Source organism: Sinomonas albida (genome assembly GCF_004919045.1).
Taxonomy (GTDB): domain Bacteria; phylum Actinomycetota; class Actinomycetes; order Actinomycetales; family Micrococcaceae; genus Sinomonas; species Sinomonas albida.
The window spans coordinates 301,697-313,216 of the sequence record NZ_SWDW01000002.1 but is presented as its reverse complement, the minus strand read 5'-3'; the positions used below and the strand labels follow the sequence as shown (position 1 = coordinate 313,216).

Annotated in this window: 13 protein-coding genes; 3 read left to right on the top strand and 10 right to left on the bottom strand. The window is 72.1% G+C overall.

Annotated elements, in window-relative coordinates:
* Positions 1 to 32 precede the first annotated feature (32 nt).
* A complete protein-coding gene (locus E6A26_RS03265; protein ID WP_168928658.1) occupies positions 33 to 1,031 on the bottom strand; it encodes an aquaporin in 999 nt (332 codons plus the stop codon).
* Between the two features lie 162 nt (positions 1,032 to 1,193).
* Here E6A26_RS03265 and E6A26_RS03260 point away from each other — a divergent pair, with 162 nt between their 5' ends.
* Positions 1,194 to 2,231 carry an ADP-ribosylglycohydrolase family protein gene (locus E6A26_RS03260; RefSeq protein ID WP_168928657.1) on the top strand — a complete coding sequence of 346 codons (1,038 nt, stop codon included), beginning with the start codon at positions 1,194 to 1,196 and terminating at the stop codon, positions 2,229 to 2,231.
* A gap of 142 nt (positions 2,232 to 2,373) precedes the next feature.
* Here the strand turns inward: E6A26_RS03260 and E6A26_RS03255 are convergent, their stop codons facing one another.
* A complete protein-coding gene (locus tag E6A26_RS03255) occupies positions 2,374 to 2,910 on the bottom strand; it encodes a DUF4395 domain-containing protein (protein WP_234864955.1) in 537 nt (178 codons plus the stop codon).
* Between the two features lie 79 nt (positions 2,911 to 2,989).
* The gene (locus E6A26_RS03250) at positions 2,990 to 4,090 is read right to left on the bottom strand and encodes an exonuclease domain-containing protein (protein WP_136609739.1); all 1,101 of its coding nucleotides are present in this window, start codon (positions 4,088 to 4,090) and stop codon (positions 2,990 to 2,992) included.
* Between the two features lie 117 nt (positions 4,091 to 4,207).
* Between E6A26_RS03250 and E6A26_RS03245 the strand changes: the two genes are divergently transcribed.
* Positions 4,208 to 4,972: a VTT domain-containing protein gene (locus tag E6A26_RS03245; protein ID WP_407695355.1), complete on the top strand. Its 765-nt coding sequence runs from the start codon at positions 4,208 to 4,210 to the stop codon at positions 4,970 to 4,972.
* A gap of 160 nt (positions 4,973 to 5,132) precedes the next feature.
* On the opposite strand, the gene rdgB is transcribed toward E6A26_RS03245, so the two are convergent.
* Genes rdgB through E6A26_RS03230 form a run of 3 tightly spaced genes read right to left on the bottom strand, consistent with a single transcriptional unit; the run spans position 5,133 to position 8,088 of the window.
* On the bottom strand, positions 5,133 to 5,813 hold the full coding sequence (gene rdgB / locus E6A26_RS03240; protein ID WP_234864953.1) for an RdgB/HAM1 family non-canonical purine NTP pyrophosphatase: 681 nt from the start codon (positions 5,811 to 5,813) through the stop codon (positions 5,133 to 5,135).
* Positions 5,810 to 6,583, bottom strand: a complete 774-nt coding sequence (rph, locus tag E6A26_RS03235; protein ID WP_136609738.1) for a ribonuclease PH — start codon at positions 6,581 to 6,583, stop codon at positions 5,810 to 5,812. The genes rdgB and rph overlap by 4 nt, the downstream gene beginning before the upstream one ends.
* A gap of 56 nt (positions 6,584 to 6,639) precedes the next feature.
* The gene (locus tag E6A26_RS03230; RefSeq protein ID WP_211128921.1) at positions 6,640 to 8,088 is read right to left on the bottom strand and encodes an MFS transporter; all 1,449 of its coding nucleotides are present in this window, start codon (positions 8,086 to 8,088) and stop codon (positions 6,640 to 6,642) included.
* A 72-nt stretch (positions 8,089 to 8,160) separates the two neighbouring features.
* On the opposite strand from E6A26_RS03230, the gene E6A26_RS03225 reads away from it, so the two are divergent.
* Positions 8,161 to 8,673: a MarR family winged helix-turn-helix transcriptional regulator gene (locus tag E6A26_RS03225; RefSeq protein WP_211128919.1), complete on the top strand. Its 513-nt coding sequence runs from the start codon at positions 8,161 to 8,163 to the stop codon at positions 8,671 to 8,673.
* A 61-nt stretch (positions 8,674 to 8,734) separates the two neighbouring features.
* On the opposite strand, the gene E6A26_RS03220 is transcribed toward E6A26_RS03225, so the two are convergent.
* Genes E6A26_RS03220 through clpS form a run of 4 tightly spaced genes read right to left on the bottom strand, consistent with a single transcriptional unit; the run spans position 8,735 to position 11,471 of the window.
* Entirely contained in the window at positions 8,735 to 9,532 is a 798-nt protein-coding gene (locus E6A26_RS03220) for an MBL fold metallo-hydrolase (RefSeq protein ID WP_136609737.1), read from the bottom strand.
* Positions 9,529 to 10,560 carry a glutamate racemase gene (gene murI / locus E6A26_RS03215; protein ID WP_136609736.1) on the bottom strand — a complete coding sequence of 344 codons (1,032 nt, stop codon included), beginning with the start codon at positions 10,558 to 10,560 and terminating at the stop codon, positions 9,529 to 9,531. The genes E6A26_RS03220 and murI overlap by 4 nt, the downstream gene beginning before the upstream one ends.
* Entirely contained in the window at positions 10,547 to 11,161 is a 615-nt protein-coding gene (locus E6A26_RS03210) for a DUF2017 domain-containing protein (RefSeq protein WP_136609735.1), read from the bottom strand. Before E6A26_RS03210 ends, murI begins: the two co-directional genes overlap by 14 nt.
* Positions 11,154 to 11,471 carry an ATP-dependent Clp protease adapter ClpS gene (gene clpS, locus E6A26_RS03205; protein WP_136609734.1) on the bottom strand — a complete coding sequence of 106 codons (318 nt, stop codon included), beginning with the start codon at positions 11,469 to 11,471 and terminating at the stop codon, positions 11,154 to 11,156. Before clpS ends, E6A26_RS03210 begins: the two co-directional genes overlap by 8 nt.
* Positions 11,472 to 11,520: the final 49 nt, after the last annotated feature.

Below are 11,520 nucleotides of genomic sequence, written 5' to 3'. Positions count from 1 at the left end.
CCCGCCGCGAGCCCCAGATCGAGGCCCGAACGCTACTTCGACTGATCGAAGAAGTTCTTCGCGTCGTCATCTCCGGTGCGGGGCGCCTCGGCGGCCTCAGGCTCGCCCGCCCGCGGCGCGGCGGCCTCATCGGCGGCCTCGCCGGACTCCTCGCGAGCGTCGGCAGAGCGCGCCTCGCGGGCCGCGCGGAGCTCAGCCTCCTCCTCGGCCACCGACAGGCCGGGGGTCGGCTCACCCTCGACGGTCGTGAACGACGGCGCACCCGGCGCACCCGTGACGACGACGTCGTCCTGCGAGCCGAAGCCGCGGAAGAGCAGGCCCGTGATGGCGGCGCCGAGCAGAGGCGCGACCCAGAAGATCCAGAGCTGGCCGAGCGCGCTCGGCTCGGCGAAGATCGCCGTGGCCGTCGAGCGGGCCGGGTTGAGCGACGCGTTCGTGATCGGGGAGATCGCCTGGACGAGGATCGCGAGGCCCACGCCGATGGCCCACGGGGCCACGCCCTTCGCCGCGCGCTTCGACGTGGCGGCAAGGATGATCCCGAGGAACGCCGCCGTCGCGACGACCTCGACGAGGAGGCCTGCGGCCATCGGGAACTTGTTCGGGGAGAGATCGTCGACGCCGTTCGAAAGCTGCGTGAAGATCGTCTGGACGTTGGAGAGCTGCGGCAGCGTGCGGACAGCCACCCACAGGATGAGCGCGCCGATCGCGCCGCCGACGAGCTGGGCCAGGACGTAGAGCGGAACCCGCTTCCACGGCGTGCGGCCAGCTACCGCGGTTCCGAGCGTCACGGCCGGGTTGAAGTGGCCTCCCGAGATGTGGCCGACCGCCGCGATGCCCACGCCAATGCTGAGACCGATGGCCAGCGGAGCCGGCAGCGGGGCCTGTTGCGGGTTGCTGAACAGAGCGACGCCGAGGCCGCCGAAGACGAGTAGGAACGTGCCGAAGGCTTCGGCCGCGAGCTTCGCGACAATGCCGAACTCCTGGGGGGCCGCGGGGGCGGCCTCGGTGGTGGTCACCGCGGGGCTGGTCATGGGGATTCCTCTTTCGAGTCGTCGGTGGGGGCGGCAGGACCGCCAAGCCCTTTGGGGCTGCGCATCAGCCCGGCTCTGGGGGTGTCCGGGCGGCGCCCGCCCACATACTACCCTCACACCTTGAGGATGACGTTCGGCCTCTCGCGTCAGTACATTGCAGGAGTGACGAGCACTCCGAGCCCCACGTCGAGAATCCATGGCTGCCTGCTGGGCGGCGCCGCCTCCGAGGCCGTTGTCCTCGCGGCCGACGCAGATGGCACCCCAGAAGCCACCGGTTCAAAAGCCACCGGCACGCTCCGCCTCGGGGCGGCCGGCCAGCTCTCCTTCTATACGGCGGACGCGCTCGTCGAGGTCCTCGAATGGGCCAACGCCGGGGTCTACGCCGACCAGGCCGCGTGCGTCTGGCTCGCCTACCTGCGCTGGGCCGAGGCCCAGGGTGTCCCGCTTCCAGCCTCCGCGCCGTCGGCCCCTCCGCGCTGGATCGACACCCAGCCGGCAACCAACCGCCAGCTCGCGGTTCGGCCCTCGTGGGTCGCCTCGCTCGCGGGCGGGGAGATGGGCACCCAGGCGCGCCCGCTCGGCCCCGCGTACGACGACGGCGCGGCCGCCGCGCGCTCGGCGGCGTTCGGCCTCGTCTCGGGAACCCCGCTGGACGCGGTCACCGCGATGGCGCTCGACGGCGCGTACCTCACCCACGGCCATCCGAGCGCCGTCCAGGCGGCGGCGGCACTCGCGGGCATCGTCCGGGGGCTCGCCGAGGGCGGTGCGCTTCCGGGCGCCGTGGAGGCAGTGCGCTCGGCTCAGGAGGGCGCCCGCACCCCCGCGGCCGATGTCGTGGCCGCCCTCAAGTGGGCACTGGAGCCCGATCCCACGGCACCCGAGATCGGAGGGCCCGATTCCGCGGGACCGGTCTCTCCCGCGGCGCGCTCGCTCAGCACTGCGCTGCGCGCGGCGCTTGCGGCCGAGTCGTCTCGGGGAGACACGACAGCCGACGGTGACGGCAGATCCGCGGCCTACCGTTCCGCCGTCGTCCGCGCCGGCGCCGTCGGTGCGGACGCGGCAGCGATGACGGGCGCGCTCCTCGGCGCGCTGTGGGGTGCCGAGGCAGTCCCCGCGGAATGGGCGGGCCGGCTTGAGGGCTCGGACATCGCCGGCGAGCTCGCCGCGACGCTCGCGCAGGCCTCAGGCGCCGAGGACTAGCCGGCGCGCGTGGGGCGCGGGCCTCGCCGGACCCGCCGCATCACCCGCGCAGGCCGCGACGCCGCGCAGGCCTCAGGCGCCAGAGCTCACGAACCTTCCGCGGGCCTTCTGCGGAGGCCCGGCGCGGTCAGGAACGGCGCGGTCAGGAACGGCGCAGCGCGATGTTGTTGCACGCCTCGCACACGCTCTCGGGGATGATCCCGATGAGCTGGAGCTTGCCGAAGATCCAGCAGCCGAGGCAGAACCCTGCGAATGCCTCGAGCGACGCCGCAACGATGAGAAGTCCGAGCAGTACCCACGCGACGGGGGCCAGGCCCACCGCCCACAGGATCGCTGCGGCCGTCGAGAGCACGGCGCCGATCGCCTGTGCGAAGCGCTTCGGCGGGCCCGCGACGAGGCGCGCGCGGCCGAAGCGGGGTGCGATGACGTGCACGGCGAGCCGCCCGACCGGCGAATAACGGGGGCCTCCGGCGACGCGCAGCCAGAACCCGAGCGCGATGAACCACAGGAGCCAGCCCCCTCCGGCCGTCAGCCCGAGGACCAAGGTGACAAGGCTCAGCACTACGACCACTCCGGCGGTCGACCGGGCGGCGTACTCGTTCACGGGATTCGGGAACTCGAACGCGCGGCGCAGCGCGCTGGTGCGGGTGACGGGAGCGGAGCCGGTACTGGTAGTCACCTCTCCAGCCTAGGAATCGGGAGCGTGCGAGCGGAAGGAATGTTGCGCAGTGCTACTTGTGCCCTGGCCCAACCCGGTGTCACGCGCTCCGCGCAGGCCACTCGCCGCCGAGCATCTGCAGGAACTCGCCCTCGGAGAGCACCTCGACGCGGTATCCGGCCGACCGCAGCTCGAGGGCGCGCCGGGCCTTGGACGTCGTGGGGCCGCTCGTGCCGCCCGTCCGACTCCCTGTGAGGTCTGCCGCGACGAAGCCGTCGCCGACCACGAGGAGAGTCGTGGCCCGCGTCACCGAACTCGCGGGCTGTGCGCCGAGGGCGGCCGCGCGGCTCTTGGCCTCCGCGCGCGTCATGCCGAGGCTGCCGGTGAAGACGATCCTGTGGCCGAACAGCGGGTGGGCCGGATCCGCGGTCGCGCTTGCCGGCGGGTTGGCGCCCTCGTCGGGCCACGGCGCCCACGTGCGCCGGCCGGCTGAGGCGGGAGCCGCCGTCGTCGGCGTGGGGGTCGCCCGCATGGGGGTCGCCGGCGTCGGAGCCGTCCGCGGGGAGACAGTGCGGACGCCGCCACGCAGTGCCTTCGCGGTGGGCGCCGAGACGACGTCCCTGCCCGGGATGAATTCGGGATGGCGCGGGAGCGCGAGGTGCAGCGCGCCGTAGAGCTCCTCGACGCTCGCCGCGCCGTGGCGGTGCGCGATGTCCACGAGGATGCCCGCGCACGCCGCGGCGTCCTCCGTGGCGTCGTGGTGGTTGACAAGCGGAACCCCGGCGGCCTCGGCCACGAACGGAAGCGAGTGCGACGGCAGCTCGTACGTGCGGCGCGAGAGGACCACCGTGCACGCATAGTCGTAGGCCGGCGCCGCCATGCCGGAGACCTCGAGCGCCGAGCGGATGACTCCCAGATCGAACGCCGCGTTGTGCGCCGCGAGGACGTCCTCGCCGATGAAGCCGCCGATCTCCGCGAAGATCTCTCCGAACCGAGGAAGGCCCGCCACGTCTCGCCGCTGGATCCCGTGGATCGCGACGTTGCGCGGGTCGAAGTCGTCGTGCCCGGCGGGGGGCCGCATCAGCCAGGTGGCGGTCTCGACCGGCTTCCCCGAGCGGATCTTCACGAGACCCACCGCGCAGGGCGAGCCCCTGAAGCCGTTGGCTGTCTCGAAGTCGATCGCGGTGAAGTCCAAGGCCACGCGGCGAGCTTAGCGGCGGCGGGCCGGGCGGCCGGGGACCGCCACACCTCTGAGTCAAGGTTCCGCGCGCACAGCACTCCCGGGCAAGCGCACAGCCTGCCCCGGTACGCTTGGAGCGTGATCCGTGCCGCGCTGACCGAACTCTCCGCCGCCCTGCCCGCCGCCTTGGTGCCGGGTGCCGTCCAACCGAGGACCGCCTCGTTCCTCCCGGACTGGCTCAACCCCGACGTGTTCCTGCGGGATTCGCCGCTTGGACCGTGGATCGTCGTCGTGATCTGCCTGATCATCTTCGCCGAGACCGGGCTGCTCATCGGCTTCTTCCTGCCGGGCGACTCGATGCTGTTCACCGCCGGCCTGCTCGTGGCCACCGGCGCGATCAACTTCAACATCTGGCTGCTTGCCCTGCTCGTCGTCGTCGCGGCCATCATCGGAAATCAGGTCGGATATCTCGTCGGCGCGAAGGTCGGGCCCTCGCTCTTCAGCCGCCCCGACTCGCGGTTCTTCAAGCAGGAGAACGTCCGCAAGGCCCACGCGTTCTTCGAGCGGCACGGCGGCCAGTCGCTCATCCTCGCGCGCTTCGTCCCGATCATCCGCACGTTCGTCCCCGTGATCGCCGGCGTCGCCGGCATGGAGCGGCGGAAGTTCTTCATCTACAACGTGCTCGGCGCGATCCCCTGGGCCGCGGGCGTGACCCTCCTCGGGGCCTGGCTCGGCCAGTACGCATGGGTCGGCAAGAACATCGACCTCATCTTCATCGTGATCGTCCTCGTCTCGATCATCCCGATCATCGTCGAGTTCGTGAAGGGCTGGCTCGAGAAGCGCCGCGCCGCCGGGGCCGTTCCGGCCGCGGACCGCGCGGAGGAGAACGAACCAGAGCGGTAGGAGCCGCGGCTCGGCAGATGCGGTAGCGGCCTGATCAGCTGGTACAGGCCGGCGCAGCCCGGTCAGACTGACGCGGGCCCAGTCGGGCTGAAGGGGCCCGATCAGCCGGCCCAGGCGCGATCAGGCCGACGCAGGCCCGATCAGGCCGCCGCCGGCCCGGTCAGGCTCCGGCAAGCGCCGCGACGATCGCCGGCACGAGAGCCCTGAAGGCCTGCCCGCGATGGCTGATGGCGTTCTTCTCCTCGCGGCTGAGCTCCGCGCAGCTGCGATCGAGGCCGTCGGGCAGGAGGATCGGATCGTAGCCGAAGCCACCGGCACCGCGCGGCTCGCGCAGCAGGGTGCCCTTGAGCTCGCCGTACTCGACATGCTCGGTCGCATCCCCGCCGTCGTCCGCCGGGACCACGAGCGCCGCCGCGCACACGAAGGCGGCCCCGCGGTGCTCGTCGCGCACATCCGCGAGCTGGGCGAGCAGGAGCTCCAGGTTGGCGCGGTCGTCGCCGTGGCGACCGGACCACCGCGCGGAGAAGATCCCCGGTGCACCGCCGAGGACGTCGACAGCGAGGCCCGAATCGTCGGCGACGGCCACGAGCCCGGTGGCGGCCGCGACCGCACGCGCCTTGAGCAGCGAGTTCTCTCCGAACGTCACGCCGTCCTCGACGACGTCGGGACCGCCGACGGCCGCAGCGTCCACCACCTGGGTATCCACGTCGAGCCCCGGAATCTTGCCGCGCAGGAGCTCCCGGAGTTCGCGGAGCTTGCCCTGATTGTGGGTTGCGAGAACGAGCCGCGGGGCGCCGTCCGCGGTCCCGGGGTGGGCGTCGCCGTGCACGCCGGCGCTCACGGGGCCGTCCGGAGGGCCTCGGCGAGCGTCTCGCGCTGGATGTCAGCGAGCTGGGCGGTGCCGATGAGCGCGAGGTCGAGGAGGTTGTTGAGCTCGTCGCGGTCGAAAGGCGCGCCCTCGGCGGTGCCCTGCACCTCGACGAACTTGCCCGAACCGGTGACGACGACGTTCATGTCCGTCTCGGCGCGCACGTCCTCGACGTACGGAAGGTCGAGCATGGGGACACCGTCGATGATCCCGACCGAGACGGCGGAGACGGTGTCCACGAGCGGCTCGCTCCCGGGCTCGACGAGCCCCTTGTCCTTCGCCCATCGGACGGCCTCGGCGAGCGCCACGAACGCCCCGGTGATCGCCGCGGTGCGCGTGCCGCCGTCGGCCTGGAGGACGTCGCAGTCGAGCACGATCGTGTTCTCGCCGAGCGCCTCGGTGTCGATGATCGAGCGCAACGAGCGGCCGATGAGCCGTGAGATCTCGTGCGTCCGCCCTCCGATCCGGCCCTTGACCGACTCGCGGTCGGAACGCGTGTTGGTGGCACGCGGGAGCATCGCATACTCCGCCGTCACCCAGCCGCGGCCCTCGCCCTTGAGCCAGCGCGGGACGCCCTCCGTGAACGACGCGGTGCACAGCACCCGGGTATTGCCGAACTCGATGAGCGCCGAGCCTTCCGCCTGCTTGGACCATCCGCGCGTGATGCTGATGGGCCGGAGCTGATCGGGAGCGCGCCCATCGGCGCGCACGGCGGAGGGACTCGTGGGAGTGCGTGGGGTCATGCTGTCCAGCTTAGTCGCGCGGGCATCCCGGCGCCTCTCACGGCGCGAGGGTCCCGTCAGCGCCCCCGGCGCGCCGCCGAAAGCGCCGCGCCGCCGAGGGCCACGGCGGCGAACACGATGAGCGCCGTCCGGAATCCGGCTTCCGAGCCCTCGGGCGACGAACCGCTTCCGGCCGAGGCGAGCGCGTACGTGACCGCACCGACCGCGACTCCGAGCGAGGTGCCGATGCCGCGCGTCATGTTGAGCACGCCGCTCACCATGCCCGCCTGGTGGTCATGCCCCGCAGCTGCCACCGAGGCGTTGTTGGCGGGCGTGAAGAGCCCGAGCCCGGCTCCGACGGCCGCGAGGCTCACCGCGAGCACCACGACGCTCTCCGCACCGGCGGCCATCCCCGCGAGCCCGGCTGCAGCAAGGACCATGCCGAACGTCATCGGAAGCCGCGGGCCGCGGCGGTCGGCGAGGCGCCCGGCAGCCGGCGCGACGAGGGCGAGCGCCACAGGCAGGATCGTGAGCAGCAGGCCGGACTGCGTGGGGCCGAGGCCCAGCCTCGCGTGGGTGTAGAGCGGGGTGACGAGCAGGACCCCGAAGAGCGCGAGGAAGGACGCTGCGCCCGCGCCGAGCCCTGCGGAGAACCGGCCGGAGCGGAACAGGCCGAGGTCTACGAGCGGATGCTTGGCCCGGCGCTCGCGCCGCACGAACGCGGCGCCGAACGCGACAGCCAGGGCCGCGAGCCCCATGACCTGCGCGTCCGCGAACCCCCGACGGGACGCCTCCGACAGCGCGAGCAGGAGCGATCCGACCGCGGGCAGGAGGAGGGCGAGTCCCATGAGGTCGAGCGGGGCGAGCGGGGCCTTGGCGCGGGTCCGCGGAAGCAAGATCCAGCCGAGGGCGGCGCCCAGGATCCCGGCGGGGACGTTGACGAAGAAGACCCAGCGCCAGCCGCCGGCCGCAATGAGGAGGCCGCCCACCGAGGGCCCGATCGCGAGGCCCAGCGCCTGGGCGGCGCCCTGGAGCCCGATCGCTCGGCCGAGCCGGCCAGGAGGCATGCTCGTGCGGATCAGCGCGACGCTGTTCGACTGGAGCATCGCGGCGCCGACGGCCTGGACCGCGCGCGCCGCGATGAGCCACGGCAGGTCCGGCGCGAGCCCGCACGCGAGCGAGGCGAGCGTGAAGAGCACGAAGCCGTACGTGTAGAAGAGCTTGCGGCCGAGCATGTCGGCAAGGCGGCCGACGGCGGAGATGGTACCGACGAGGACCAGGAGGTAGACGAGGGCCACCCACTCAACCTCACCGAGGCTCGCGTGCAACTCCGTGGTGATGGGCGGGACGGCAAGCGTGACGATGCTCGCGTCCAGCTGCCCCATGAAGGCGCCGATGCACACTGTCGCGACCACGAGCCATGGGGCCCGCCGGCGCCGGCGCACCCAGTCTGGCCGTGCCGGCTCGACGAAGAGGCGCTGCCATCCGAACGGCGCCCTGGAGGCCGACGCATTTTGTTCTGTCACAGGAGCATCTTACTACAATCATCCTGTTACCGAAGTATCTTGGGGCAGGAGTATCGGGACTACACTGATCGAGTGCAACAAGACGGACACGAGCCCACCGAGGCCGCCGCCCACGGGCCGCTCGACGTCACGGACGCGTGGCAGCTCACGGACGCCATCACGCGGCTCCGCAGGATCCTGCGTTCGAGCGTGCGGAGCGACCTTCCCTGGGAGACGCTGCCGATGGCGCACATCGAGCTGCTCCAGCGGCTCAGCGAGGAACCCGAGCTGGGCGTGAGCCAGCTTGCTTCGCGGCAGCGGCTGGCCGTCACAACGGTGAGCACGCTCGTCCAGCAGATGGTCTCCTCCGGCACGCTCTCACGAGCGTCCAAGGACGGCGACCGGCGCTCGGTGGTCCTGCGTGTCACCGCGCTGGGCGACGAGCTCCTCGGCGCCTGGAAGGCCGCGAACGCCGAACGGCTCGGCCGGGCACTGGACCGGCTCCCCGGCCCGGACCACGCGAGCCTCATGGCCGCGCTGCCGGCGCTCGTGGCCCTCGCGGGTCATCTCGAGGCCGACGAGGATACGGACGAGCAGGCGAAGTAGCAGGCCAGACCGGAGCGGTCGGTCGGCGGAGCTGACTCAGGCGAGCCGGCCCCCAGGAACCTCAGACGAGATAGTGCACGCCGGCGACGGCGACCGAGATCGGCCCGGCATACGTCTGCTGTGCCTCCGCGACCGTGCGATTCGCGTCGTTCCACACGGGAAGGTGCGTCAGGAGCAGGCGCTTCGCGCCGGCGTCGGACGCTGCCTGGCCCGCACGCCGGCCGGTGAGGTGGACGCCGTCGATCGCGTCGTCGCGCCCCTCGTGGTAGGCCGCCTCGCACAGGAACATGTCCGCGCCCCGCGCGGCATCCAGGAGCCCCGGGCACGAGTCCGTATCCCCCGAGTAGGCGAGGACGCGGCGCGCCGTCGTGCCGTCAGCCTGCGGCTCCACGGCCTCGATCCGCATCGCGTAGGCCTCGGCGATCGGGTGGCGGGCCACGTGGACAGAGAAGCGGAAGGGCCCGAATTCGACGGTCTCCCCCGGGACCCAGCGGTGGAACTCGAAGTCCTGGTGCAGGTCCCCCGCGGGCTCCATGTCGAGCGCGATGGCCAGCCGCCGTGCGGTGGCCTCGGGCCCCCACACGGGCACACGCCCGGCCGGCCAGCCGTTGGGATCCCAATGCACCGCGACTTGGAGGCCCGTGAGGTCCATGCAGTGGTCGGGGTGGAGATGGCTCAGGAGGACGCCGTCGATGTCGCTCAGGTGCATGTAGCGCTGGAGGATCCCGAGCGCCCCCGATCCCAGGTCCAGGAGGATGCGCCAGTCCCGCTCGCCGTCGTTCGCGGTCAGGAGATAGCAGCTCGCCGGCGAGCTCGGGCCCGGAAAGGACCCGCTGCAGCCGACGATCGTCAGTTTCACCCCTGCATCCTATCCGCGCGGCCCTCGGCAGCCGCGAAGGGGTCCACGAAATACGAGACGCGCCCTGCAAGACCCGGCCGGCCCTCCGAGCGGGCCGCCTCGATCATCTCCGGAGTGATGCGCGCGAGGCTTCCCGTCGGGTAGTGCGCGGCCACATGCTCGGCGTGCTCGACGCCCTGCACCTCCGGGCCCAGGAAGCGGCGCGCGAGCACCTCGAACTGTTGGGCGTCCCCCGTGGCGACGAACGTGTGGCGCGCCGGCTCGGCCGAGCGCCTTTCGAGGCCGTGGCTCACGAGCGCGCGGTAGACGTCTTTGGCGGTCTCCTCCGCGCTCGAGACGAGGGTCACGCCGTCGCCCATCACGTAGCTGATGACGCCCGTCAGCAGCGGGTAGTGCGTGCAGCCGAGCACGAGCGTGTCGACGCCCGCCTCGCGCAGCGGCGCGAGGTAGCCCTCCGCAGCCGCGAGGAGCTCGGGCCCCGTGGTGACCCCGGCCTCGACGTACGGGACGAAGTCCGGGCACGCGGCGGAAGTGATCTGGAGGTCCGGCGCCGCGGCGAACGTGTCCTCGTAGGCGCGGGACCCCACCGTCGCGCTCGTGCCGATGACTCCGATGCGGCCGTTGCGGGTCGCGACGACGGCGCGGCGCACCGCGGGCTGGATGACCTCGATCACCGGGATGCCGTAGCGGGCCGTGTATCGCTCGCGCGCGTCGCGGAGGACAGCGGCGGACGCCGAGTTGCAGGCGATCGTGAGGAGCTTGACGCCCGAGTCGACGAGCTCGTCCATGACGCCGAGTGCGTTCGCCCGCACCTCCGCGATCGGGAGCGGTCCGTAGGGTCCGTGGGCTGTGTCGCCCACATACAGGACCGACTCGTTCGGGAGCTGGTCGATGACGGACCGAGCCACCGTGAGGCCTCCCACGCCGGAGTCGAAGACGCCGATGGGGCGCTCCGAGCGCTCGATCGTCGCGCCGTCGTCCGCCTTCGCGGCAGTCCGGGCCGCATCAGTCCGCTCAGCGTGAGCCACGGCTCCCCTCCCCCGGGCCGGTGCCGCGCGCGCCGCCAGCCCGGTACCCGGCCAGCATCGCGTCGACGAGCGTCGTCTGGAGCCACGTCACGAAGTTGTAGACCAGCGCGAGGTAGGCGTCGACGTCGTCGTCCCCGACGTCCGACCAATCGGTGACCCCGTGGATCTTCTCCGCGTCCTCCTCGCTGTGGATCCCCAAGCGCTCGGCGAGGACGAGCCGGACGTCGGTGAGCGCCGTCGCCCAGTGCTCGGCACCCGCGGCATCGAGGAGGACATCGCGCGACTCGAGCCCCAGCGAGGCGGCGCGGAGGGCGCCCGCCTTGCTCTCCCGCAGCGAGCGCTCGGTGAGGCGCCGGAACTCCCGGGCCTCCTCGGCGTCGTCCTTCGAAGCATTCGGCAGGAGCCTCAGGAGGGCCGGGTCCTCGGGCTCGGTCGCCTCGGGGCTGATGCCCACGAGCGCCGCGAGCGGATCCTCCTCGGGCGTTTCGTCCGGCTCGAGGAGCGCGACGACGTCGCGGAAGAGCCCCCGCAGGAGCTCGCGCTCGGCGTCCTCGAAGCGACCGCTGATGCCGCGCCTCCCGTAGGTGAACGGCTCAGCCATCCTCGCCCGCCCTTTCGACCGTGGCCCACAGGCCGAAGTTGTGCATCGCGACCGCCTGCCGTTCGACGGTTTCCTTCGAGCCGTGCGAGACGATCGAGCGCCCCTCGGTGTGCACCTGCATCATGAGGGCGTCCGCCTTCGCCTCCGAATAGCCGAAATAGCTCTGGAAGACGTAGCTCACGTAGCTCATGAGGTTCACGGGGTCGTTCCAGACGACGAGGTTCCACGGCACGATGCGCGCGGTGTCCGTCGCCGTCGTCGTCTCCTCGCTCAGGCCAGGTGCCGGTTCGGTGGCGACGCTCAAACTCATGGGCTCCATTCTAGGCAGGCGGCCCTGCTCCCCATTGCAGCCCCGCCCA